Source organism: Paenibacillus sp. OK060 (assembly GCF_900101205.1).
Classification (GTDB): Bacteria; Bacillota; Bacilli; order Paenibacillales; family Paenibacillaceae; genus Paenibacillus; species Paenibacillus marchantiae.
This window is the reverse complement of record NZ_FNFR01000006.1, coordinates 370,065-394,396: the sequence shown is the minus strand read 5'-3', so window position 1 is coordinate 394,396 and position 24,332 is coordinate 370,065. Positions and strand designations below refer to the sequence as shown.

The window sequence follows — 24,332 nt, the reverse complement described above, 5'->3', positions numbered from 1 at the left end:
ATTGTTTTGTGGAAGTCATGTGAGGTGAAATCGTAGTGAAACCTGGTGTAATAGACAACAACCGTATTTTTCGGAGAGTGGGCGTGATTCTGGCCCTCTTTCTGCTGACGATAAGCATTGGTGTACCGCTCTTGCTGATTTTCTGGGAAAGTGTGTATCCAGACGGGCAGTGGGATTGGATGGCTCCGATTCGGACCATTACCGGACAGCATTTATCCGGGGTGCTGCTGAATTCCGTCTGGCTGGGGATCTGCGTGGTAGCTGTAACAACGCTGCTGGCATTGCCACTGGCCTGGATGATGGCGAAGACCCGCATGGGTCAGCATCGCTGGGTGGACGTAATCCTGATGATTCCGTTCATGACCCCGCCGTATATCGGCTCCATGGGCTGGATTCTGTTTATGCAAAAAGGGGGATACCTGCAGCAATGGGTGCCCTCCGCTGCGAGCTGGAGTGAGTTGTTCTTCAGTTTCTGGGGCATGGTGCTCATTATGAGCCTACATCTGTTCCCTTTCCTATATCTATTGCTTCGGGATGCCATCATTCGCATTGGAGGCAACCTGGAAGAAGCGGGAGCGGTGCACGGGGGACGTGCGGGATACCGATTCAGACGCATTATTTTGCCACTGCTGTTGTCTTCCTATGGCATGGGGATCATGCTCGTCTTTGTCAAAACGATTGCGGAATTCGGAACACCGGCCACCTTCGGGCGCCGTATCGGTTATTATGTCATGACATCTGAGATTCACAAGTATATCTCCAGTTGGCCGATTGATTTTGGCAAGGCAACCTCGCTTGCATCGGTGCTGCTGTCGGTCTGTCTGGTGATGTGGTACATGCAGTCTGCCATGAGTCGGAAGTTCACGTACCGTCTGGTAGGGGGCAAAGGGCAGCGATCCAAACGATACTCCCTACGCGGCGGAGCGGGTTGGTTGTGCGGGTTGTATCTCGCGTTGCTGCTGATTCTCTCGGTGGGCATTCCGTATTTCTCCATTATTGCTGCTTCGACCATGAAGCTGCGCGGCGCGGGATTGTCCTTCGACAATCTGACGCTGGATCATTACCGGGAATTGCTGTCCTGGGGATCGGTCAGTATGAAAGCAATCGGGAACAGTCTAGGGCTGTCACTAGCAGCTTCAACGGTTGCGGTTATTATCGGTACAGGTTTTGCATTGACGATTGGTAAATCGTCTTCCTTTATGCAGCGTGTCATTGACCTGTTCAGTCTGCTGCCGAATACGGTACCTGGCATTGTCATGGTGGTGGGTCTCATCCTGTTCTGGAATTCACCATGGATGCCGTTCACCCTGTACAACTCGTACGGAATGGTTGTTCTGACGTATGTGGTGCTCTTCCTGCCGTACACGGTGCAGTATGTCAAATCAAGCTTCACCCAGATAGACGGTACGTTGTTCCAGGCGGGTCAGGTCTTTGGCGGAAGACCGTTGTATATTCTGCGGCGCATTCTTCTACCACTGATCATTCCCGGTATGTTGGCCGGGTGGATGATGACATTCACCATTGCCACGCGGGAGCTGGTGGGATCACTGTTGATTTTGCCTCCATCGATGCAGACATCGGCTACGTATATTTTTGCTCAATTTGAACAAGGTCAGGTTTCATTGGGAATGGCGATGGCCGTGGTTACTGTCGTTATGACGGTACTGATGTTGCTCGGCATTGAAGTTCTGAATTCGAAGAGAAAGTGGAATGCATCATGATCAAACTGAAGGTATGGGGCGGCGCCGGAGAACACGGGCGCTCTGCCTATCTCCTGAGAGGGAGCCGGGTTCAACTTTTGCTGGATTGTGGCGTGAAAAAAGAAGGAGCCGGCGAGTATCCATTGATTGAACCGGAAATCGTCAAAGAGCTGGATGTGGTTTTGCTGTCTCACGCCCATGAGGATCATTCTGTCGCTATTCCATTACTTTATAGATTGGGGTATCAGGGTGAAGTATGGACGACGCGGGAAACCAGAGAGCAATTGGACACTTACTTCAGAGCTTGGCGAAGAAATATGGAGAGGGCAGGACACGCCCTTCCATACGAAGAAGGTGATGAACAATTGATTCGCTACCGATTTCTGGAGGACGAAGCCGAAGGTGGAACCTGGTTTGAAATGGTCCCTGGCGTCTCGGTGGTGTGGGGGCGCAGTGGACACCTTGCAGGATCGGTATGGTTCGGGCTGGAAATCGAGGATAAGCGGATATTCTATTCCGGTGATTACACCTCCGAATCCATGCTTTTGCAGGAGGATTGTCCAGCGGATACGCTTTGGCAGGCAAAGTTACCACGTAACAAGCGTGGATTCGATACTCCGGTTAGTCAACGTTGGAAAACGGATATACGAACCGCCGTGAATGGTGGGCATGTCTTGGCAGGAGAGCCATCCGCGTCGCAGACTCTCCCCTTTGCTGCATCCGAAGGGGTATTACGATCCCATGTTGTATCAGCAGGGAGAACTGTGGAGCAAGGGGATTCCTATGCCGTATCCAAGGGAGTCGAAATGAACCAAGCATCTTCATCCGGCCTGCTCGATTTGGTGATTATGGATGCTGCCTATGGAACAGATCGCGATACGCAGGCCAACAAGCTGGAACAGCTGGAGCAGGCCATTCATGAGACCATTGCCCGGGGTGGAAAGGTGCTAATGCCTATGCCCTCAGTGGGTCGTGGTCAGGAAATCATGCTGTGGGCACAGCAGCAGTTCCCGGACGTTCCAATTGTAGTGGAACAAGGGCTGGTGGACGGTCTGAAGCAGCTTTTACGTGCTCCATATTGGCTAAAGGAAGAGGAAGAACACATATCGGGCTCTGTAAAGGAAGCAATTGAGCGTTTTTTGAGGGGTTATGGTTGGGAAATGCCTGTAACAAAGGAAAATCGAGAGCGGCTACTGCATCAACATGCTGCCTCTTTGTGGTTCATTCCGGACGGAATGATGCAGTCCTCTCTTGCACGCTGGTACTATAGCCAGTTTGCGGACGATGAACATAATCTGGTACTGCTCACTGGGCATGTCTCTGCCGGCACCTATGCTTACAGGCTGTTGCAGAATCCTGCAAAACACGGAGCGTGCGAGGTGCGGAAAATTCGTTATAAGGTGCATCAGGGTTGGAAGGATGTCGAGAGAATGCTGCATCAGGTTCCTGCGAGGCATACGGTACTTGTGCATGCGGAACGGGCAGAGACGGATAAACTGAGAGAAGGCTTGCTCAGCGGAAAATCGGTCTCGGGGAAAGGGATTTTGCATTCGCTATCTCCTGGAGATGAGCTGTATCTGTAAGTTGAATTGGATAAAGATTGGATCTATGTAGGGCGTCCCTGGGGACGTCTTTTTGAATGTGGATTTTTAATAAAAAAAAGCATGATGAGAAGTTATGCTTCTCATCATGCATGGGAGATGATTCAAGGGGAGAATCATCTGGAAATCATCCGCTGTCTTTTAAAATTAGATTAGGGCTCGCGCTGAATAGGATGCTCCAGCTCTGAATGGCCCATCAAGCTATCGAGGGCTTCACCGTCCACCAGGATATCGATACTTTCTACTTCATCGTATTGAAACATCGTCTGGGTCAGTGCATCAAATGCAAGCAGCTCGCCACTGGTTCCCAATTTGGCCTCATCCGGAATATGAACATCCAAAGTGACTTTGCCCTCACCGTACTGTAGGGAGAGCAATTCGACTTTTTCCCAGAGGGATACGAGCTCCGAATCGGTATTTTTTTGTAAAGCTTCAAATGTTTTTTTGTATTTCTCGGAATCGTCCTTGTATTCAATTTCCTGCTCTTTTTTCTCAAGTTCCAGTACCTGGGCATCTGCGAAATACACATCAACCGCTTTTGTGTTCATTGAGCCCAGATCCACCTCTGTTTCGGAGGGGTTTGGTGACTGTCCTCCCTGAACAGCAGGTTCGGCCGATCCGGATTCACTGACTGGCTTCTGAGCACAGCCAATGCCAACTATCATTAAGAAGGATAAGACGAGTGCACATCCCAATTTCGTTTTCAATGGATCACATCCTCCAGCATATTTTCATTATGTTTTATTATTTAATTTATACCCAGATATTCCTTAATCCCATCTGCTATCGCTTGCGCGGCTTTCATCTGAACGACATCGGACGACATCAGTTCTTCATCTATAACATTACTCAGGAATCCCACTTCCAAAAGTACTGCAGCCATGGTCGTATCTCTGATCACTTCCAAGTTGCCATTTTTCACACCACGGTCTTTGAGCCCCATGGCTTTAACCAAACGTTGATGAATGATATTGGCTAATTCCTTGCTGCTGCTGCGTTGATAGTAGAACGTCTCTGTACCTGTCGCCTGGGGTGAGGACTCCACATTATTGCCATGGATAGATACAAAAACATCCGCGTTTAATTGATTAGCGAGCCGAACACGCTCCGGGCGAGTGGGGTAAGTATCACCGTCACGAGTCATCACTAATTCGATATCCGGCTCATTGAGAAGCAGTGCTTGTACTTTGAGAGCCAATGCCAGATTATATTCTTTCTCGGGTTTGTTGGTGATGCTGGTTGAACCTGGATCTTTACCCCCATGGCCTGGATCGATGACAACAACCTTGCGTCCTGAATCGCCTACAGGAGTTACAGGAACGGATGTGACGTTATCTCCCGAAACATTTAGATCGATAATTAGTTTATCGGCAATGATGTTCTGGCTGTACTGTACATCCTTCACCTGATTCAATTCAACGACAATTCGAACTTGACCAGGGTCTTGTTTAAAAAGAGAATATCTAACTTCCGTTACATTGGGGTATGCGTCCACATCCAATTTACCATTCATGTTTTGATTCAAAGGTTGCGATAGATCACCAAACACTGCTCCGGGCAGATCCACGACCAGACGATCGGGATTCTTCAAAGTCGTCATCACTGGTTTGGATTCACCATCCATAGACACGACGAGCTGATTGTTGGCAAATTGGATATCGGTAACATGTGTTAGCGATGCTGGGTTACCGTTTCCTGAACCGTTGCCCGGCTCATCATTGGGCTCTTTACTGGTGGCGGTGTTGATTAAGTATACAATCTTCTCCTTGTTGTTCCATTTCACGTTGAGTCCCATTTGTTCACTGACAAATCGAATGGGTACCACCATGGTGTTATTTAAAATGAGTGGAGCTGTGTTCAGGGTAACTTGCTTGTCAGCGACCATGGCTTGCTTTTGATCAACGGTTAAAGAAATCGTCTTGTCATTTTGCTGGATCTTTACATTACGTGTATTTTGATTCCAATCCACTTTGAATTTCAAATTTTCGGCAACGACACGAATCGGAATCATAACATTCTTATTCACGATGGTCACCTGAACGTCACTTGGGAGGATTAATTCCTCGCCGTCCAAGAAGATTTTCGACGTGCTTGCAGCGGCATTTCCCTGATGAGGGAGTACAACCAGCAAGAACAGACTCAAAAACAGGAGTAAAATCGATTTTTTCATTATGCACCTCTACTATTTAGATCGTTACTGTATGGAATACTTATCCAGCTTAAACCATTCGGCAAACTCATTACGGCTGATTTTCTTAACAGGCTTCACCTTGTTACTCTCTATGCTATACCTATAAAGTATCATTTGATCAGACGGGTACTCACTGATGTAATCTAGCATTTTTCCGTTTTTTTGCCACAAAATCAGATTGGTACTAATATAATTGGTTGCCCTTGGTAGGTATACAAAGCTCTCTTTCTGAACATTGTAGATGGCTATTGAGCTTTTGGAGGGATCTCCGTAAGAGAAGGCTATCTGATCTTTGTTGGGTGCCCAGTTATAGTCGGCAATCGTTTCTATGTTTTTCTTGCCTGCTTTTTTCAATCGGTCATTTAATTCCGTCACTTCACCCGTTTGAAGGTTAAGCAGCATCAGAGTGTTTCCTGAGCTACGTTCTGCGTGTATAGCAAGCCATGTATTGGAGTCAGAGGCAACAACACTTGTGATATCGAGCCAATTGTCCTCCAAGTCACTCGTTTCAATCGTATATTTCTGGCTCCCCTTGGTGACGACAATGGATTGAATTACGTTTTGTTCAAATGTGGGCATACCTTCCAACTTCACTGTAGTAGCGGTTAAAGTAATATTTCCTCCCTTCAAGATGATTTTGTTGGTACTGTTGCTCTTTTTAAAAGGTGTGACGCTTGAATAGATGGAAGGAGTTACAGAAGGCGCATTAACGGAACGTTGTGAAATTTGTTCTGGTGCAGCTGGTTTGGCACCAACAATAGATGACGATGTAGTCGTCAATCCCCCCAGTAATAACACAGTTGAAAACCAAATAGCAGCGTTATTCATCTTGGTATCTCCTTCCGCTAGTGACAGCTTATAATCCTCAACATGTCGATTCCAAAATATACCTTCGTTATATAAACGGTAAAATTGTAAAAATGTTTCTTTTTTGATCGTTATTTATCTATTTTTATTTATAGAAGCATCTTGTGAGCATTTCATTTCGGACAAAGAGTCGCTATGGTTGGAAGAGTGTAATTAAATTTCATAAAATATTTGACTTGTGAAATTTTATATCATATACTGGGTGAAATTATGGCAGGATGACGTGTTCATCGGGTCTGGCGGGAGGTTGTGAATGGATGGATACAGGCAGCTATCCGATGTGGGAGCAATATCGCTTGAAACGGGAGCATTACATCATTGGACTGATGTCAGGCACGTCCCTCGACGGGACGGATGCGGCATTGGTGCGTATTCTGACAGATGACAGCGGGGCATTGCAAAAGATCGATCTGGTTGACTTCGTCTGCGTACCTTACTCCAATGAATTGAGAGAAGTGCTGATTCGACTATGTTCACCGGAGACGGCACGTGTGGATGAGCTGACGGCTGCACATTTTGGCGTATCGGAGTGGTATGCTCAGAGTGTCAGAGAGCTTATTCGATCCTCAGGAATCTCATCCGGGCAGGTGGATGCGATAAGCATGCACGGACAGACCGTATGGCACGCACCTGTAGCTTCGGCTTTTCCAGGGCCAGCAGGCGAGAGTCTTCCAGTGGTGTCCACGTTGCAGATTGGCGAAAGCGCCGTTGTACGTGAACGAACGGGCCTGCCAGTGATCGGCAATTTGCGTGCACGGGATATGGCGGCTGGCGGGGAGGGGGCGCCCCTTACCCCTTACGCCGATGCGTTGATGTTCCGCAGCCCGGAGGAAGGACGACTGGTGCAAAATATCGGCGGTATTGGCAACGTTACCGTGCTTCCATCAGCGTCTTCTAATGAAGGCATTTCGGCTTTTGATACGGGACCTGGCAATATGGTGATGGACGCGATCGTACGCCAGGCGACTGGTGGGCGGCAGCACTATGATCCAAATGGAAGCATCGCCGCACAGGGAAAGTTTGATCAGGATCTGGTGGATCTGTGTTTGGACGATACCTATTTCAAAAGGCTGCCTCCCAAGAGTACCGGACGTGAAGTGTACGGTGCAGCATATGCAGTACGCTTGATGGAGATGGCCGCTGCGCGTTCTTTATCCCTGGAGGATACGCTGGCTACCGCCACTTGTCTGACCGCGGAGACGATCGTGCGTGCAGTGAAGGATTTTATCCTGCCCAAGGTGCACATATCGGCCATGCTCGCCTGCGGTGGTGGCACTTCCAATGCCACGTTAATGGAGATGATCCGTCAGAGACTCCCGGAAGGTATCCGTTTGGAGCGAACAGCGGACTATGGTATACCAGATGATGCCCGTGAAGCGATTGGATTTGCCCTCCTTGGCCATGAGGCACTCATGGGCAGAACCAACACGCTCCCGGCAGTAACCGGCGCGAAACACGCCGTAATATCGGGCAACCTGACACTGTAGTACAGCATGGCTTTTGAATGAGTTGAATAAGCAAGGGCGTTTAATCAATTAGACTCTATTGGAATTATAGGATAAAATGCTTGTACATGAAGGCAGTACGGAAAGGAGGAGCGGATGGAAGGCATGAAAGGTGGACTTGTACGTTTACGCGCATTAATGGATGACTTGACTCCGTCGGAACGGAAGATCGGTGCTTACATTCTCGATCATCCCCAAGAGACGGTTCAGTCCTCGGTGGCACAGCTGTCTGAACGGAGCGGTGGCAGCCCGGCTGCCATTATCCGTCTCTGCAAATCACTGGGTGTAACGGGTTTCCAGGAGCTGAAGCTGAAGATTGCCGGAGATTTGCAGACAGGTGAGCAATACCAATATACGGAGATTCGTCCCCAGGACTCCATGGAGAGCATTATTCAGCATGTGTCCGCAAACAATATTCAGTCGGTGAAGGATACCGTTCATATTTTGGACCCGCGTCTGGTGGAGCGGGCAGTGGATATTCTTCATCGGGCGAACCGGATCTTTTTCTACGGGGTGGGGGCCTCCAACCTGATTGCGCTGGATGCACACTACAAGTTCATGCGAATCAATCGCACAAGCTTTTCGTTCGCCGATCCGCATATGCAGATTTCGTCCGCAACGACGCTTCGCGAAGATGATGCGGTGGTATGTATCTCGTATTCAGGGGAGACTTCGAACGTGATCTCCTGTCTGAAGCATGCTCGTGAAGGCGGCGCTGCAACGATTAGCATTACCAAGTGGGGGAGCAATACACTCAGCAATTTGGCGGATGTACCCCTGATGATTACTTCCACCGAAAGCGATATCCGGAGCGGAGCAACTTCGTCACGCATCGCACAGCTGAACGTGATCGACATTTTGTATCTGGCGATTGCCAGCCGCGACTACAACCAGTCGGTGGAATATTTGGAGAAGAGCCGGCAGGCTATTCTGGAGCATAAGTGAAGTAGAACCATATGAATCCCTTTCTGTTTATACAGGAGGGGATTTTTTTGACGGATTATATTCGCTTTTAGTATAAAAAAATTAAAAAAAGAGCCCAGACTAATGTCGGGCTCTTCTCTTTCAACCTCTAGGAATACTTCTGTACGGCTCAGGAAGGACCCACAATGGCGGCGCGGACAAATCCGTCAGCCAGATCCAGTCTTCGCTGAGCTTCCACGGCGTCCACGCCTGCCATCAGCATGACGATTGCCGTTTTTACATGACCGTCTGCACCGGCAAAAGCCTGTTCAATGTCCGCTTCGTTCGCTCCGGTTGCCAGATGGATCATGCGTTTGGCCCGATGGACAAGCTTTTCATTCGAAGGGTTCAGATCGACCATGAAATTACGGTAAACCTTGCCCAGACGAATCATGGCAGTAGTGGTGAGCATGTTCAGAATCATTTTCTGGGCGCTGCCGGCCTTCATACGTGTTGAACCCATGACAACCTCTGGGCCGACAACAGCCTCGATGCTCACATCAGCCAAAAGGGTCATCGGCGTACCTGCGTTGTTACTCAGGCTGATTACAGTAGCTCCAATCTCCTTGGCGTGTCTCATCGCACCCAGCACATACGGCGTCCGGCCACTGGCTGCAATGCCAACCACGACATCGTTTTCGTCTATTCCATGTTCATCAAGGTCTGCGGCTCCCAATTCCTCACTATCCTCAGCACCTTCAACCGGGTCCTTCACTGCCCTGAATCCTCCTGCAATAATACCCTGCACCATGGAGGGAGGGGTTCCGTAAGTAGGAGGGCATTCCGAAGCGTCAAGTATTCCCAATCGTCCACTGGTACCTGCACCTACATAAAATAGCCTGCCGCCAGATTGAAAGGCCTTCAAAATCAGGTCCGCCGCTTGAGCAATGACCGGAATCAGGGGCTGAATGAGCTCTGCAATCCGTTGATCTTCCTTATTAATTAGCTCCATAATTTCTGCCGAAGGCAATTCATCTATATGATCCGTTAGTGGATTGGGTTGTTCCGTTAGTAGTGAGTTCAGCATGTGATTCATCCGTATGGCCTCCTTCTCTCTTTTAAAATGATTCATTCAAGGAACAGCGTATTCTTGCCAGTTGTGCTGCACCAATCGCTGGAGCAGGGGCATCTTCACGATATACAAAGTCCAACTCTTCATAATATCCCGATAACTTCTGGATAAATGTAGTTCGGAAAAGTGCAGCGTATCGAAACAATGATCCAGACAGGACAACCTGAGTGGATGCAAATTCGGGATGACGGGCAATCAGCGCCTTGGCGGTATCCGCCAATTGTGCGGCCTCATCGATGATCAGTGCCCGGGCGGCCTCATCCCCGGATTCAGCAGCCTCTATAGCCAGACGGGCGATGGATGCGGTCTCGGTTTTGCCCCAATCCGTCTGGTACACCCGTGCCTTTAACTCCGATATATCCCGAAGGTTCAGTTTCCTTAGAAGAAGCGGGGTTAAACGGGTTGGAGGAAGAACACCGTCATAGCTCTGCATTACCACTTGGAGTGCACGCTGCCCAATACGATAGCCGCTCCCCTCATCTCCGAGCAGATGACCCCAGCCTCCTGCACGGTATCGCTCTCCTTCCAGCGTAAAACCGTACACGATGGACCCTGTTCCAGAGATGCACAATACACCGTGAGTATGTCCGAGAGAGGCCATCAGAGCAATCTCTCCTTCGGATACAACCCAGACTGGACACCCTTTTGATCCCTGTCGATTCCGAATCTTCATATAGTTATTAACTGCGTCGGCTATAAGTTGCCGTTCTTGGATCGTATCTACACCTGACATGCCGAGGCATATACCTTCACAATTTGTCGATAAATCACTTTTTAGATTAAATAGCTGTTCCAGCACTCGTTGCAGTTCGGAAAGGGCCTGTTCCAGTGGTACGCTGTGAGGATTTGTGGGACCGCCGCTGAGCCGGGCGAGAATTTCGCCAAACTCAGAAATGATTGCTGCATCAGTATTGGTACCGCCTCCATCTACGCCTACATATACTCGCAAAGTGGCTCACCTCGATTGCTTGAGTTTTCTTTTTACATAGTATAGAGGCATAAAATGAAAAAGTAAAATTAAATTTTATAATAAAAAATAATGTTGAATTTTTATTTCATAGCTCATATAATGAACTCAATCTACAATTTTGGAAGGAATTAATACTGTTAATGTTAACTAAGTTGACGTTAATATTGCATTTAAGAGATTAATCCTGCGTACGTTCAGGTCTAATCCATAAGGGAGGTGCATTTTCCTTACTGCCACGCTCAATAATCTGTTAAGTCGTTTAAGGATGGATGATTTCAAAAGGGGTAGCATGGTTAGGCAATGCAATTATCGGGAGACGACACGCGAAGGAGATGAAGGGATGAAAAAGAAGGGTCTGGTATGGGCAATGTTGTTGATGATGGTCTGGGTTACTGCCTGCGGGAATAGCGGGGGCGCTGCTTCAGATGATCCCAATGCAGAAGATACGGTGACCGTATGGACTTATCCAGTACATGGGACATATGAAGATGAACTGAAGGATCTGATCGTTGATTTCAATAAAGAACACCCGAACATTACCGTGAAGACGGAAATGCTCTCCTGGGCGGAAGGGCCCAAAAAATTCGATGTCGCTCTAAACGCGGGCAACCCGCCGGATCTTTACTTTCATAGTGTAGATGGCACATATGTGAATACGGGATTGGCACTTGAGCTGGACAACTACCTGACACCTGAGATCAAGGATGACTATCTGCCAGGTACGCTTGAATTAGGCCAGATCCAAGGGAAACAGTACGGAATGCCGTTGTATCAATTCCAATGGGCATGGGGTGGCAACAAACGCATTCTCGAGGAAGCGGGTATTGACTGGAAATCCATTCAGCAAAATGGCTGGACCTGGTCCGAATTCAACGCTGCCGCAGCCAAGCTGACCAAAACGCTGGATGGTGGGGCTAAACAATATGCACTGGTTACCGACGGAACCTCGCTTGATTTCATTGAAATGTTGTCCCGAAACAACGGCATGATTGACGTTCTCGATAAAGCTGGCACATTCCAATGGAATGATGGCCGCATTCTGGATACTCTCTCTTTTATCAAAAATCTGATGGATCAAGGTTATATGCCGAAAGAAACGGCTGCTCTTGCTCCAGCAAAACGGACGGATATGTTCTACGCGGGTGAAACGGCAGTCATCTCCAAAGCGATTCCTTATTATGATGTGATGATTCAGAACCGCAACAAGGATATTGATGACGGCAAGGTACAAGGGGAGAAAATTGATTTTGTCCTGCTGCCTGTACCGCATAATGATGATCAACCTGCGGCAACAACGATGGGTGGCGAAGGGTATGTAGCCTTCAAACAGAAGAAGGACAAAGGTGAACAGCATGCTAAAAATACGTTCCTGGTTATGGAGGCACTCAGTGGTGCCAAAGCAGGGAACTCGGCCAATGAACTGGCACTCCCATTCGTAAGACAATCCCAAGTGGATCTGTTTAAAGGAAAAGAACTTGGTCAACCGGATAATCTGGCTGCTGCAAAAGTCATGGCAGAGAATATCGCTATGCCGGTTGTACTGGAACTGGATATCGACAAAGCATCACAGCAAAAACAATTCAAGGAACAAGTTGTGAAGCCTAACATTCAGGCGCTGTTCTCGGGTGAGAAGACACCGGAGCAGATCGCAGAAGACTTCAAGAACAAAGGCCAGCAGATGTTTGGACAATAACTCGGACCATACAACATAACGCAAAACCACACTGATTAGGAGAGGAGGATTCGCCATGCAGACCGCCCTTGCGCCAAAACCGTCTGTGCCCCGGACTTCCAGGGTTGCCCGGTTTTGGCGAGACTACGGGTGGGCGTATTTGTTTATTTTGGCGCCTGTCCTGCTGTTTCTCATTTTCACACTATATCCCGTTCTGACGGCTCTCGTGATGAGCTTCCAGAAATACAACATTATGAACTCGACGTGGGTTGGATTGGATAACTACGAGCGATTGGTGAAAGATGAGACGTTCTGGAAGTCGATTAAAAATACACTCATCTTTACTGTAGGTACGGTACCGGTCAATATTCTCATTACATTTGTACTGTCCTACTTCATCTACCAGATGAAAAGCAAGTGGCAGACGTTCTTCAAAGCAACATTGTACCTGCCCGCGGTAGCATCCGGGGTAACCATCTCCATCGTATGGCTGGCGATCTTTGACCCGACGGATTCGGGACTGCTGAACCGCTTCCTCGGCCTGTTAGGCCTTGATCCGGTGATCTGGCTGGGCCAATCGGGAACGGCACTCTTTTCACTCATTCTGATGAACTGGCTCGGATCGCACGGAGCGGGCATTATTCTGTATCTGGCAGCCATGGGCGGTATTCCGAAATCGCTGTACGAAGCGGCGGATATTGATCATGCCAGCGGCTGGACCCAGTTCAGCAAGATTACATGGCCGCTCCTCAAACCAACGACGCTGTATCTGCTCGTGACAGGTGTGATCACGTCTTTCCAGGTGTTCATTTCGGTATATCTGATGACACAGGGTGGACCGAACTTTGCGACAACAACGATCGCTTATCTGATCTATGAGACGGCATTCAAGTTCTATGAGTTCGGATTGGCTTCTGCACAGTCGTTCGTTCTGGCGATTATCATTATTGTCATCTCCGTCATCCAGTTCAAATATTTCTCCAGCGATATTGAGTATTAGAGGTAGTTCAAAACACGTACTATTAGAGCATGTTGCATTAAGCATCCGGGGGTGAATGAAATCCATGAAATCAACACAGAAAAAGACACTGCTTGTCGTTGCATCCATTCTGCTGGTGGTCTGGGCACTGGTGACGGTCATTCCGATGTACTGGATGCTAGTCGGTTCGGTGCAGGATAGTGCGATGTCGGCTTCCTTCAAACCGCAGATGATCCCGGAGCAGCTGTCGTTATCACCATATGAGCGCTTTTTTGCCAAAACTGATGCCTGGCGCTGGCTGTACAACTCGCTGCTCATCTCGGTCATTCTAACCGTGACGAATGTGTTCTTCGCCTCCCTGGCGGGATATGCGTTCGCCAAACTGAAATTCCCGGGAAGTCAGGCGGTATTCTGGACCTTGCTGGGCACGATGATGATTCCGGCACAGGTGACCCTGATTCCCTTGTATATTCTGATGGTCAACGTGTTTGACCTGGGGGATACGTATACGGCCATTATTCTGCCTGCTGCGGTCAGTGTGGGCAACATTTTCTTGATGAAACAGTTCATGTCAACGCTGCCCACATCGCTGATTCATGCGGCACGTATTGATGCATGCAGTGAGTTCGGCATCTTCTGGAAAGTGATTCTGCCGATGGCGAAGCCAGGGATCGCGGTGCTGGCGATTTTCACGTTTGTAGCTTCGTGGAATGAATTCTTCTGGCCATTCCTGATCACTAACTCCAACGAGATGCGCACCGTTCAGGTGGGGCTGGCTTCGTTCGTATTTGCCGAATCAACGGATTTCGGCGCAATGATGGCAGGGGCAACAATTGGTGCGCTGCCGATGATCATTCTGTTTTTCTCACTGCAACGTTATTTCCTACAGGGCATTACGATCGGTGCGGTAAAAGGTTAAGGTGAACTGTTAGTTCAGGACAAGCGACAACGTAAAGGGGGATCTACCTATGGCACGCGTGGAGTTTCGCCAAGTGCGCAAAGAATTCAAAGACGATCATAAAGGAACGTTCACGGCTGTGGCCGGCTCGGACTTTGTTATAGAGGATAAGGAATTCGTGGTTTTTGTGGGTCCTTCGGGCTGTGGCAAGACGACATCACTGCGGATGATTGCGGGACTGGAAAAACAGACGAGTGGCGACATTGTCATCGGGGAACGGGTCGTGAACGACCTGCATCCGAAGGATCGCGATATCGCGATGGTATTTCAGGATTATGCACTTTATCCGCATATGACGATACGTGAAAATCTGTCCTTTGGTCTGAAAAATCTCAAGAAACCAAAATCCTATATTGATGAACAGGTACAGAATGCTGCCGCCATTCTGGGGCTGGAGGCGATGCTGGAGCGCAAACCGCGCGAGCTGTCCGGTGGTCAGCGCCAGCGTGTGGCGGTAGGACGTGCGATCGTCCGTGATCCGCAGGTGTTTCTGTTCGATGAGCCGCTCTCCAATCTGGATGCAAAGCTGCGGGTGCAGATGCGGGTGGAATTGGGCGAACTGCATAAGCGGCTCGGCGCCACAATTGTATACGTCACGCATGATCAGGTGGAGGCCATGACACTTGGGGAGCGAATCGTGGTCATGAATCATGGAGATATCCAGCAGGTGGCTTCACCGAAAGAATTGTATGCGAGTCCGCGTAATATGTTTGTTGCCGGATTTATTGGTTCCCCGGCAATGAATTTCATTGATGCCCGGATTGAAGGCACGCAGGTTGTTGTGGACGGAGCATCATTCACCTTGCCAGAAGATGTACTCGCTCGTCTTCAGAGCTATCAAGGCAAACCGGTGATTATGGGTCTGCGTCCAGAGCATATTTTTGGTGACGATGTCGCTCCGAATATCCCGACAGATCATACGCTGCAGGCGCGGGTTCAGGTTGTAGAGCATCTGGGCTCCGAGAATCTAGTGTATTTCCATTCGGGTGCCCGTACCGTTACGGCCAAGGTTCACCCGGAAACACATGCTTATGTAGGAATGGACAAAAATTTTGTACTGGACCTGCGTAAGGCACACTTTTTTGACCCAGAGACGGAACTGGCGATTGGACGGGAATAAGAAACGAGCTGCAAGAAAGGGAGTGTGGGGATGCGTAAGCTGAGTGAAGTGTTGGTCAAGTCGGGGGCGGAAATCTATCGGGATATTATTCCGGTGGCCCTGTACAGTGTTGTCAGCTCCATCGTGCTGGTACCCATTCTGATGTTTGCTCCGCTGCCAATCGCGGTGCTGCTTTTGGCCGTGATTTATATGCCAATCCTGTTCGGTGTCAGTTATGCCGTGCATCACAGGCTGGAACGCAAGGAACGCCGCAATGGTCTTAAGGATATCTGGAACGGAACGATGAAGGGATTCATCCCGGGAGGGGCAGTAGGTGTGCTTTTCGCCGTGCTTGGCTTCATTCTCTGGTCAACCTGGTGGTATTACGGCGGACAGGGCGGGATTACAGGCACAGCGGTGAGCATGTTCCAAACGTTCTTCGTCCTCATGGCGCTGATGTCGCAATTCTATACCTGGCAGCTTGTTTTGCAAAAAAACATGGGCATCATTCAGGCGATGGGGGAAAGTGTGAAGCTATTCTTCCGTCATCCGGGGTACACGATGGGAGCCTGTTTTCAGGCGCTGTGTCTGACGGCTTTGCTAATGCTGACGGTTGTTGGCTTCGGAGCGCTGTTCGCGGGCATGTTTGCCATCTATCAGCATAAGGTCGCCCTTAATGTGCTTGAACCTGAAGAGGAACCTGTCACATCTGGCGGCAATGACCACCAACATACGGGGTGGATAAGCCAGGGGAATGTGTGATGGGTGTAAAAACTGGAGTTGATCTTTTATCCAGCGGGTTATCCCACCCATGGTTAACGGATGCGCGTATTGGCCTGATGACGAACCCCACAGGTATTACGGCCGACTTTGTCTCTACGGTGGATGTTTGTGCCGGGTTGGCAGATGCCAAACTTACAGCGCTTTATGCGTGTGAGCACGGGCTGGATGGTGAGCTTCAAGCTGGTGTTCGATTCGGGGATACGGTGCACCCGCGTCTGGGCATCCCTGTGTTCAGCCTTTATGGGGAACACAAGAAGCCTACGCCTGCGATGCTGGCTGAGGTGGATACGGTGCTGTTTGATATTCAGGATGTGGGCGTTCGTTATTACACGTATGCATCCACTCTGTTCCACATGATGGAGGCCTGTGCCGAAGCAGGCAAACGCTTGTTGGTGCTGGACCGACCCAATCCGCTGGGCGGGGATGCGGTAGAAGGCGGCCTGCTAAGCGCGGGGTATGAATCACTCGTTGGCGCTTGGCGTGTTCCTGTCCGCACCGGACTGACGGTCGGTGAATTGGCTCTGTTGGTCAACAGTGAGATGGAGGTGCCCTGCGAACTGGATGTGATAGCAATGGAAGGGTGGCGGCGCTCCATGGAGTTTACGAATTGTGAGCTTCCTTGGATGCTGCCCTCTCCCAATATGCCCACGCTGGACAGTGTGCGGGTGTATGCGGGTACTTGCCTGTTCGAAGGCACCAATGTATCAGAGGGCAGGGGCACGACTCGCCCATTTGAGTGGATTGGATCCCCCTGGATTGAGGGTGAACGACTGGCGGAACGCTTTCGGGAACACAAATTGGAGGGTGTACATGTGCATCCGGTCTACATGTCGCCAACCTTCTCCAAACATGCAGGTGAGCTGTGCGGAGGTGTGAGGATTTTCGTGACGGATAGCAGGGCACTCCGGGCGGTAGATACAGGTCTGGTGCTTTTGCATGAACTGGCATCGCTCTATCCGGAGCAATTTCGCTGGTTGGAGCCGCCACAGCCGGGTTCCCGTTATTTTATTGATCTGTTGACCGGAGGCAGGAAAGTCAGGGATGTCATTCATGACCGTGAAGAGTTAGTACGCTTGATGGAAGCATGGAATGCAGAGGCAAAGGAATGGAAGGAACGGCGTAAGCCGTTTTTGCTATACCCATAAAGTATGGAATTCATCAATAGAATGTCGCGTAATGTACGGATGATGTTTGTCATGGGGAGGAGGCATGGAATGAGTGAGCCAAAAGAGATATACCCGGTGAAGCTGAAACAGATGACCCTGCGTGAGAAAATTGGACAAATGCTGCTTTGTGGATTTCATGGCACTGAGGCTGCCGGTGATGTGGATGCTTTTCTGCGAAAGTATCCCATTGGCGGCGTAATCTATTTTGCGCGCAACGTCGAGTCGCCGGAGCAGGTAGAGCGGTTATCGTCGGGGCTGCAACGGATTGCTGTCGATAGCGGTAATGTGCCGCTCTGGATATCCATTGATCAGGAAGGCGGCATGGTGGCCCGGATTACCGAAGGGATCACCCTGATGCCGGGACAGATGGCGATTGCGGCAGCAGGTTCCATCGAGGATGCATACCAGGCAGCCTATATCAGTGGGGTGGAGCTTAGATCGATGGGAATTAACATGAACTTTGCTCCGGTTCTTGATGTAAATAATAACGCCGCCAATCCGGTAATTGGTGTGCGTTCATTTGGGGAATCACCGCAGTCCGTGGCAGCGTATGGGGCCAGGAGCATTGCGGGAGTCCAAGATGCTGGCATTTCTGCGACAGCCAAACATTTCCCGGGACACGGGGATACGGATACCGATTCGCATCTGGATCTCCCGGTCATCACCCATGATCGGGAACGGGTAGACCGTGTGGAGCTGATTCCGTTCCGGGCTGCCATAGCGGCAGGTGTTGATGCAATGATGTCGGCACATATTTATTTTCCGGCTCTGGAACCGGAGCGTCTGCCTGTGACACTATCGCGAGCCGTGTTAAGCGGATTGCTTCGTCAGGAACTGGGATATGACGGCATGATTGTAACGGATTGTATGGAGATGGACGCGATTTCCGCCAACTATGGTACTGTCGATGCAGCTGTGATGGCGGTAGAGGCCGGCGCAGATCTGGTGTTGATCAGCCACACAGCTCAACTTCAAGCAGGGGCGTTTGAAGCGCTGCTGGCAGCCGTGCAGAGCGGGCGAATCAGCGAGGCCCGCATTGACGAATCTGTAACTCGGTTGCTGAAGTACAAGGCCAAACGAGGCCTGCTGGAGAAGGGAATAGGCACAGGTAATGATGAAGTACACGGTTCGGTGTCGACTTCACTCTCCGCTGAGGCATCAACTGATCCAGCTTCATCGAAGCTCCAAGAGCGCAACCACCCATTACACCTAGAGGTGGCTCGACGAATCAGTGAGAACAGCATCACGCTGGTGCGTGACCAACTGAACATGCTGCCTTTGAAGCCGGAACGTACACTGGTCATAACGGTTGCTACATCTGTGACAACGATTGCCGACGAACAGCTGACTCAGGCGGTTACTCTAGGTTCGACTTTGTCGCACTACGGTCTGGATGTGGTCGAAATAACAGTCACACCAGAGGAGGTTGCCATTCGTTCTGCCCGTCTGCTTCAAGCTGCCGAAGAGGACGACGTTCGCCAGATTGTGGTGGGGACGTATAATGCAGGCAGTGCCTCTGGTGATCCGCAGTGCAGGTTGATCGGCTGGCTGCAGCAATTGGGCAAACCGCTCGCTGTTGTGGCGCTCCGCAGTCCCTATGATTTGCTTGCAATCCCGGAGGTTCAGGTGTATGTGGCAGCTTACGAGAGTAGGCCGCTTGCCATGGATAGCGCCGCTCGGGCGCTGATGGGGCATATTCCTTTTGCCGGGAAACTTCCTGTATCCATTAAGTAGACAGGCGTTAAATGACGAACGAAGCGAAAGTTTGATTCGGAATATGAAGACCAATATAGCAGAAGGGACGATCCTATAATGGACCGTCCCTTCTGCTATATCTAATGGATAATTACAAAATTATTGCAGATTCAGTGCCTGAGCTGTCTTAGCCTCGACTTTATCCATAAGCGAAGTCATATCCATGCCCGCATGATTGCCGAGCAGAATAATGGTAACATCATCTGTTAAATTGCGTGAGAACGCTGTGGAAAAACCACCGCCGCTACCGTTATGGAACACGGTACGATTCTGATCGCTTTCCTTAAGAATCCAGGCGTAGCCATAATTTTTATCCGAATACGGCTCATACATCTGTTCAATCATATCCTGGCTTAGAATTTTGTCCGTGTACAGTGCCCGATCCCACTTCAGCAAATCATCCACCGTGGAGTAGATCGTCCCTGAACCTGATTGTGAAACATAATAAGGGGCAGGTACCCACTGCTTATTCTCCGAAACAAACCCGCTGGTCGTATGGACCTTGCGTGAAGCTTCTCCGGAGTTCTTCATGCCGAGTGGCTTCAGAATGGTCTGTTCTACATAATCGGCATAACTCATGCCAGATACCTGTTCAATAACATAGGCCAGCAGAACATAACCACTGTTACTGTATAAATAGGCACTACCCGGTTCGAATTTTAATGTTTTGTGCCGGATTTCCTCTACCGTTTCTTCCAATGAAGTGTCTTCACCCCGGCCAAAGGCGGATGGAATACCTGAAGTTTGGGATAACAGCATATGGAGCGTGATCTGATCTCCCTTTGGTATACCGGAGATGTACTTGGATATTGGATCTTGTACATCGAGCTTCCCTTTTTCCACCAAGCTGAGAATGGAGGCTGCGGTGAAGGATTTGCTCAGAGAGGCAATTCTGGTCTTCTGATCTGGACGATTCAGCGTCTGTTCATCCGCTAGTCCGTAGCCTTGGCGAAGCAGCACTTCGCCATTGCGGGCAATCAGAGCCATGCCTGGAAAATCAATTTCGCGCAAATAGCTGTCTACACTAGCGACTTGACTACTTAATAGGCTCACTTTGTCCGTCTGGATATTAACACTCATCTGCCCTGAGGCTGTACGTTGCACTTTAATATCTGCCTTGAGAGCATTGGCAAGCGCGCGGACAGGTAACATCAGGGTGCCGTTAATGGTGCGGGATTGCACACCGGAGGACAGGCGAACGTGATTAACTTGAATGAAGTCACTGCCAGCTTGGTGAACGAGCTTGTCTCGACCAACGGTAATCGTAGCCGTTTTGGTACGAGCTTCCCACTTCAAGGTGCCATTTACAGAGGTAACCACATCTCGCAATGGAACATACGTTGTACCTTTGTATACAAGGGGTGCATTTTTCCACGATTGCTCTTGACCATTCACTTCAATGTGAACTGTTTGCGTCTCTTGTGCCGCGGATGCCGTGAAACTGGCTTGTCCCATAATAGGGCCTGCACAAAGGATGAGGGCTAACAGAATACGTAACATGGATGAATATAATCTGGTAACAGGTTGTTGCACATGTGACTTGCGTAAGATTCGAATCCTCTCCTTCCAATCGTTTCATGGATAACCAGCTTATGAGATATTGTAAACGATCTCGCAGAGAGGGTCAAAACGAGGCGTGAGCATCATTTTCTATTTCCCTAACAAAAATAATGCAATTTCGATTCATTTTAGTATCCATACATAATATTTTTACTACGTTTGTCCGATAAAAAAGGGGTGAAGATGATGATGGGGGATATTTAAATGAAGAAAAGGATTCGCAATTGGTTTACATTAACGGTTAAGAAACGTCTGATCGCTTCGTTGCTCTTGTTCTTGATTGTACCGAGCATTAGCGTGGGATGGTTGTCTTATTTAAAAGCAGCAGACCAGGTCAGGGAAGAAATCATTCTTTCTGCACAGGCCAAAACGGAAATGCTCAGTCTGCAGATTACTCAAATGCTGGATATGGAGAAGGATAACGCAGCGCAGTTTGCAGCGGGTATTACTTCAACAGATATTATCAATAAATCACCAGCTGTTCAGAGACAAATGGATCGTATGTCCAAAGCTCACAAAGAATTGGGTGTAATAACAGCAGGTGCTGAAGATGGCAGCTGGATGAAATCCCCTGACCCCGGACAACAAATCTACGATCCACGGGAACGCAGCTGGTATACGATGGGTATGTCACAGGATGAACCAATTATCTCGGACACGTTCCAGTCGGTAACCACGGGTGAATGGGTTGTCACCGCAGCTGCCAAGCTGGCCGATGGTAAAGGGGTAATTGGAGCCAATGTAAGTCTCAATTATTTGAAAGATTCCGTTGATAAGATACATATTGGTGAAAAGGGAAAACTGTATATGCTTGATAACGGCGGGAAGTTCCTGTTCCATTACAATATCGAATCCGGTGTGCAGTCCAATGAGAGCTACATTAATGAGATGTATAAAAAAGATCAAGGAACTGTAAAGTACACGTATGATGGACAAGAATTGGAAGCCGTATTCTATACGAATCCAGAAACAGGCTGGAAAATTGTCGGTGAGATGGTTCCTTCTGAAGCAGCAGATGCGGTAAGACCGATCTTGATTCGTGCCTACACTCTGGTAGGGACCTCGTTGATCATTGGTATTATTCTGCTTGTGTTCATTATTCGCAGTATTCACCGTCCATTGTTGCAACTAACGCAAGCAGCATCCAAAGTAAGCGCGGGTGATCTGACAGTTCGTGTAGGTTTACAGCGCCGTGACGAGTTTGGACAACTCGGGGCAAGCTTCGATACCATGACCTCTTCACTACGTAATGTTCTGGGCGAAGTACATGATACATCGAGCCAGCTAGCAGCATCCTCTGAGGAGCTGATGGCGAGTTCTGAACAGACATCCAGAGCAACGGAACAGGTTGCCGAATTGATGCAGGATGCAGCGTCAGGAACGAACAAACAAAACGCCAGCCTTGCTGCAACGGGCCAACTCGTCGGTGAAATGTCTATAGGTGTCAAAGAAATCTCATCGAGTGCTGAAGACACGGCTCGTATAGCTGTAGAAGCATCTACTAACTCCGAAGCGGGTATGGTTACGGTGGAAGAGGCGGTTGCTCATATTCAGAAGGTGAATAATGAGAGTGAGGCCATGGCTGCTGTCATTCAGGATCTTCGAGCGAAAAATGAAGAGATTGTTGAGATTGTGGCCGAGATTACCAACATCGCCAAACAGACCAATATCCTTGCCTTGAATGCATCGATTGAAGCTTCAAGAGCAGGTGAACAAGGTCGAGGCTTTGCTGTCGTGGCTAATGAAGTAAAATCGCTAGCCAACAATTCGGGCAGTGCTGCCGAACGTATTAATGAACTTATGCGGGAGATGCAAGAGAAAACGAATGCAGTACAGTCTACCTTTGCCCGTACAGGAGAAGGCATGATTAAAGGTACGCAAATGATTACGGAGGCGGGAGAGGCCTTCAAAAATATCCGTAGTGCCGTGCAGTTAGTTGCTGCACAAGCTGGAGAAGTGTCGACAGCTTCCCGTCAGATTGATGGAGGCATGAGTTATGTGTCCAAGGAAGTGAATGACACCATTGAATTATCCAATCAAATTGCCTCAGGAACCGAAGATGGTTCAGCTGCTGCGCAGGAGCAGCTGGCTACGATGGAAGAGGTTGCAGCTTCTTCTGCGGCATTGTCTCGCATGGCTGAAGATCTGCAAAGCCTGATTGAGAAATTCAAGTTATAGTTCAATAGCATTTCTCGAAGGAGACTGTGAGGGTAAAACCCTTCAGTCTTTTTCTCGTTGGTGATCATCGTTAATCAATGGTTTATGAACGCTCGGAACGGATCTGTTCTGTAAAAGTGAATCTGTCTCTCCCTGAATGTCTTATCCTGTGGTATATTTCTAAATTAAAAGTAATCCGCAAGATGTGGATGACATGGAGAGGGGATGAACCGGATTTGGATAAATCCATACCACTGACATCCGGGCCCGCAAATACCGAAGAGGTGTTGGATGATGCTTCATTTATGCAAGGGGTTAAGGACTGTATCCCAACACTGCTTGGATATTTAAGTATTGGGTTTGCAGCAGGTGTCATTGAAATGACGGCAGGCTTAAGTTTGGCGGAAACGGCTCTGCTCAGTCTGATTGTATACGCTGGATCGGCTCAGTTTATTGCCGCAGGCATGCTTGCCTCGAGTGGTTCAGCGACTGCTATCATTTTCACCATATTCTTCGTGAATCTTCGCCATCTGCTGCTGAGTGCAGCCGTATCACCGTACTTTCGTCATCTGACGCCGCTTAAAAATATGTGGATCGGCTCGCTGCTTACCGACGAGTCCTTTGGCGTGGCGATGACGCGAGCGATTGGCCGGAAAACGTTGAGTGAGCGCTGGATGCACGGTCTGAACATTACAGCATACCTGAATTGGTTTGTGGCGAATATGGCGGGGGCTTACTTTGGACGCTGGATAACCAATCCCGAGCGGCTTGGACTTGATTTTGCCCTGCCTGCAATGTTTATAGGTCTGGTAGTGCTTCAGCTGATGCAGCGCAAAAATAAAAAATTACACATCAATGTGGCGATCATCGCCGTTGTCTGTGTAATCTTCGCCAGCATGGCTTCACTTGGCAGCATGAGTGTCATTGTGGCTGCGGTCATTGCGGCAACGATGGGAGTAGTGATGGAACGATGGAAGTAAGATGGGATGTATTCTGGATTATAATGGGTTCGGCTTTGTTAACGTTCATCCCGCGCGTATTGCCGCTCATGCTGTTCAGTAAAATACAGATTCCGATGTGGCTGTTACGCTGGCTTGAATATGTACCCGTGGCGGTCATGGCGGCACTGATTGGTCAGGAACTGTTTATGGCGGACAACCAGTTGTTGCCGATTACACATAATCCAGCTTTGTGGGCAGCACTGCCTACGATTGCTGTAGCCATCTGGACACGAAGTCTGCTCGGAACCGTACTTGTCGGTATTGTTGCAATGATGATTTTGCGGTACTTGATGGGATAATATACGGGGCCTTTATTGGATCAGGTAAATCCTT

At 49.1% G+C, this 24,332-nt stretch carries 20 protein-coding genes; 14 read left to right on the top strand and 6 right to left on the bottom strand.

Annotation, left to right across the window (positions count from 1 at the left end):
* Positions 1 to 35 precede the first annotated feature (35 nt).
* Positions 36 to 1,721, top strand: coding sequence for an ABC transporter permease (locus tag BLS14_RS23305; protein ID WP_063568011.1), 1,686 nt, complete (start codon positions 36 to 38; stop codon positions 1,719 to 1,721).
* A complete protein-coding gene (locus BLS14_RS23300; RefSeq protein WP_256336641.1) occupies positions 1,718 to 3,283 on the top strand; it encodes an MBL fold metallo-hydrolase in 1,566 nt (521 codons plus the stop codon). Before BLS14_RS23305 ends, BLS14_RS23300 begins: the two co-directional genes overlap by 4 nt.
* A gap of 170 nt (positions 3,284 to 3,453) precedes the next feature.
* On the opposite strand, the gene BLS14_RS23295 is transcribed toward BLS14_RS23300, so the two are convergent.
* From BLS14_RS23295 to BLS14_RS23285, 3 genes are read right to left on the bottom strand one after another with little or no spacing between them, the layout of a single operon-like run.
* Positions 3,454 to 4,008 carry a GerMN domain-containing protein gene (locus BLS14_RS23295; protein ID WP_090954186.1) on the bottom strand — a complete coding sequence of 185 codons (555 nt, stop codon included), beginning with the start codon at positions 4,006 to 4,008 and terminating at the stop codon, positions 3,454 to 3,456.
* Between the two features lie 41 nt (positions 4,009 to 4,049).
* Positions 4,050 to 5,471, bottom strand: coding sequence for an N-acetylmuramoyl-L-alanine amidase family protein (locus BLS14_RS23290; protein ID WP_090954184.1), 1,422 nt, complete (start codon positions 5,469 to 5,471; stop codon positions 4,050 to 4,052).
* Positions 5,472 to 5,495: 24 nt separating this feature from the next.
* Positions 5,496 to 6,320 (bottom strand): hypothetical protein, encoded by an 825-nt coding sequence (locus BLS14_RS23285; RefSeq protein ID WP_090954182.1) that lies wholly within the window; start codon positions 6,318 to 6,320, stop codon positions 5,496 to 5,498.
* Positions 6,321 to 6,616: 296 nt separating this feature from the next.
* Here BLS14_RS23285 and BLS14_RS23280 point away from each other — a divergent pair, with 296 nt between their 5' ends.
* Together BLS14_RS23280 and BLS14_RS23275 are read left to right on the top strand one after the other, a co-directional pair.
* Positions 6,617 to 7,846 (top strand): anhydro-N-acetylmuramic acid kinase, encoded by a 1,230-nt coding sequence (locus BLS14_RS23280; protein ID WP_090810068.1) that lies wholly within the window; start codon positions 6,617 to 6,619, stop codon positions 7,844 to 7,846.
* 123 nt (positions 7,847 to 7,969) lie between these two features.
* A complete protein-coding gene (locus tag BLS14_RS23275) occupies positions 7,970 to 8,809 on the top strand; it encodes a MurR/RpiR family transcriptional regulator (protein WP_090954207.1) in 840 nt (279 codons plus the stop codon).
* A gap of 148 nt (positions 8,810 to 8,957) precedes the next feature.
* On the opposite strand, the gene murQ is transcribed toward BLS14_RS23275, so the two are convergent.
* Together murQ and BLS14_RS23265 are read right to left on the bottom strand one after the other, a co-directional pair.
* On the bottom strand, positions 8,958 to 9,863 hold the full coding sequence (murQ, locus tag BLS14_RS23270) for an N-acetylmuramic acid 6-phosphate etherase (protein WP_090954180.1): 906 nt from the start codon (positions 9,861 to 9,863) through the stop codon (positions 8,958 to 8,960).
* A gap of 22 nt (positions 9,864 to 9,885) precedes the next feature.
* The gene (locus BLS14_RS23265) at positions 9,886 to 10,848 is read right to left on the bottom strand and encodes an N-acetylglucosamine kinase (protein WP_090954179.1); all 963 of its coding nucleotides are present in this window, start codon (positions 10,846 to 10,848) and stop codon (positions 9,886 to 9,888) included.
* Between the two features lie 361 nt (positions 10,849 to 11,209).
* Here BLS14_RS23265 and BLS14_RS23260 point away from each other — a divergent pair, with 361 nt between their 5' ends.
* From BLS14_RS23260 to nagZ, 7 genes are all read left to right on the top strand, one after another.
* The gene (locus BLS14_RS23260) at positions 11,210 to 12,562 is read left to right on the top strand and encodes an ABC transporter substrate-binding protein (protein WP_090954177.1); all 1,353 of its coding nucleotides are present in this window, start codon (positions 11,210 to 11,212) and stop codon (positions 12,560 to 12,562) included.
* A gap of 55 nt (positions 12,563 to 12,617) precedes the next feature.
* The gene (locus tag BLS14_RS23255; protein WP_063568019.1) at positions 12,618 to 13,541 is read left to right on the top strand and encodes a carbohydrate ABC transporter permease; all 924 of its coding nucleotides are present in this window, start codon (positions 12,618 to 12,620) and stop codon (positions 13,539 to 13,541) included.
* 64 nt (positions 13,542 to 13,605) lie between these two features.
* Positions 13,606 to 14,439, top strand: coding sequence for a carbohydrate ABC transporter permease (locus BLS14_RS23250; protein WP_062322342.1), 834 nt, complete (start codon positions 13,606 to 13,608; stop codon positions 14,437 to 14,439).
* 49 nt (positions 14,440 to 14,488) lie between these two features.
* Positions 14,489 to 15,598 (top strand): ABC transporter ATP-binding protein, encoded by a 1,110-nt coding sequence (locus BLS14_RS23245; RefSeq protein ID WP_064642817.1) that lies wholly within the window; start codon positions 14,489 to 14,491, stop codon positions 15,596 to 15,598.
* Positions 15,599 to 15,628: 30 nt separating this feature from the next.
* Positions 15,629 to 16,339, top strand: coding sequence for a hypothetical protein (locus BLS14_RS23240; RefSeq protein ID WP_064642815.1), 711 nt, complete (start codon positions 15,629 to 15,631; stop codon positions 16,337 to 16,339).
* On the top strand, positions 16,339 to 17,505 hold the full coding sequence (locus BLS14_RS23235) for an exo-beta-N-acetylmuramidase NamZ family protein (RefSeq protein ID WP_090954175.1): 1,167 nt from the start codon (positions 16,339 to 16,341) through the stop codon (positions 17,503 to 17,505). Before BLS14_RS23240 ends, BLS14_RS23235 begins: the two co-directional genes overlap by 1 nt.
* Before the next feature lie 69 nt (positions 17,506 to 17,574).
* Positions 17,575 to 19,260 (top strand): beta-N-acetylhexosaminidase, encoded by a 1,686-nt coding sequence (nagZ, locus tag BLS14_RS23230; protein ID WP_090954173.1) that lies wholly within the window; start codon positions 17,575 to 17,577, stop codon positions 19,258 to 19,260.
* Between the two features lie 120 nt (positions 19,261 to 19,380).
* Here the strand turns inward: nagZ and BLS14_RS23225 are convergent, their stop codons facing one another.
* Complete coding sequence (locus tag BLS14_RS23225; RefSeq protein ID WP_176854715.1) at positions 19,381 to 20,736, bottom strand: serine hydrolase domain-containing protein; 1,356 nt, start codon at positions 20,734 to 20,736, stop codon at positions 19,381 to 19,383.
* Positions 20,737 to 21,045: 309 nt separating this feature from the next.
* Here BLS14_RS23225 and BLS14_RS23220 point away from each other — a divergent pair, with 309 nt between their 5' ends.
* The 3 genes from BLS14_RS23220 to BLS14_RS23210 all read left to right on the top strand — a co-directional run bounded on the left by BLS14_RS23220 (position 21,046) and on the right by BLS14_RS23210 (position 24,298).
* Complete coding sequence (locus tag BLS14_RS23220; protein WP_090954169.1) at positions 21,046 to 23,019, top strand: methyl-accepting chemotaxis protein; 1,974 nt, start codon at positions 21,046 to 21,048, stop codon at positions 23,017 to 23,019.
* Between the two features lie 284 nt (positions 23,020 to 23,303).
* Positions 23,304 to 23,978, top strand: a complete 675-nt coding sequence (locus BLS14_RS23215; RefSeq protein WP_063568035.1) for an AzlC family ABC transporter permease — start codon at positions 23,304 to 23,306, stop codon at positions 23,976 to 23,978.
* On the top strand, positions 23,969 to 24,298 hold the full coding sequence (locus BLS14_RS23210) for an AzlD domain-containing protein (protein ID WP_072734985.1): 330 nt from the start codon (positions 23,969 to 23,971) through the stop codon (positions 24,296 to 24,298). The genes BLS14_RS23215 and BLS14_RS23210 overlap by 10 nt, the downstream gene beginning before the upstream one ends.
* Positions 24,299 to 24,332 lie beyond the last annotated feature (34 nt).

Excerpts from the sequence above, each read along its gene's own strand:
- BLS14_RS23290 (WP_090954184.1), bottom strand. The coding sequence starts at position 5,471 with ATGAAAAAATCGATTTTACTCCTGTTTTTGAGTCTGTTCTTGCTGGTT.
- BLS14_RS23245 (WP_064642817.1), top strand. The coding sequence starts at position 14,489 with ATGGCACGCGTGGAGTTTCGCCAAGTGCGCAAAGAATTCAAAGACGAT.
- BLS14_RS23215 (WP_063568035.1), top strand. The coding sequence starts at position 23,304 with ATGCAAGGGGTTAAGGACTGTATCCCAACACTGCTTGGATATTTAAGT.
- BLS14_RS23210 (WP_072734985.1), top strand. The coding sequence starts at position 23,969 with ATGGAAGTAAGATGGGATGTATTCTGGATTATAATGGGTTCGGCTTTG.
- BLS14_RS23300 (WP_256336641.1), top strand. The coding sequence starts at position 1,718 with ATGATCAAACTGAAGGTATGGGGCGGCGCCGGAGAACACGGGCGCTCT.
- BLS14_RS23280 (WP_090810068.1), top strand. The coding sequence starts at position 6,617 with ATGGATACAGGCAGCTATCCGATGTGGGAGCAATATCGCTTGAAACGG.
- BLS14_RS23250 (WP_062322342.1), top strand. The coding sequence starts at position 13,606 with ATGAAATCAACACAGAAAAAGACACTGCTTGTCGTTGCATCCATTCTG.
- BLS14_RS23275 (WP_090954207.1), top strand. The coding sequence starts at position 7,970 with ATGAAAGGTGGACTTGTACGTTTACGCGCATTAATGGATGACTTGACT.
- nagZ (WP_090954173.1), top strand. The coding sequence starts at position 17,575 with ATGAGTGAGCCAAAAGAGATATACCCGGTGAAGCTGAAACAGATGACC.
- BLS14_RS23220 (WP_090954169.1), top strand. The coding sequence starts at position 21,046 with ATGAAGAAAAGGATTCGCAATTGGTTTACATTAACGGTTAAGAAACGT.
- murQ (WP_090954180.1), bottom strand. The coding sequence starts at position 9,863 with ATGAATCACATGCTGAACTCACTACTAACGGAACAACCCAATCCACTA.
- BLS14_RS23285 (WP_090954182.1), bottom strand. The coding sequence starts at position 6,320 with ATGAATAACGCTGCTATTTGGTTTTCAACTGTGTTATTACTGGGGGGA.
- BLS14_RS23260 (WP_090954177.1), top strand. The coding sequence starts at position 11,210 with ATGAAAAAGAAGGGTCTGGTATGGGCAATGTTGTTGATGATGGTCTGG.
- BLS14_RS23255 (WP_063568019.1), top strand. The coding sequence starts at position 12,618 with ATGCAGACCGCCCTTGCGCCAAAACCGTCTGTGCCCCGGACTTCCAGG.
- BLS14_RS23240 (WP_064642815.1), top strand. The coding sequence starts at position 15,629 with ATGCGTAAGCTGAGTGAAGTGTTGGTCAAGTCGGGGGCGGAAATCTAT.
- BLS14_RS23225 (WP_176854715.1), bottom strand. The coding sequence starts at position 20,736 with ATGGGACAAGCCAGTTTCACGGCATCCGCGGCACAAGAGACGCAAACA.
- BLS14_RS23235 (WP_090954175.1), top strand. The coding sequence starts at position 16,339 with ATGGGTGTAAAAACTGGAGTTGATCTTTTATCCAGCGGGTTATCCCAC.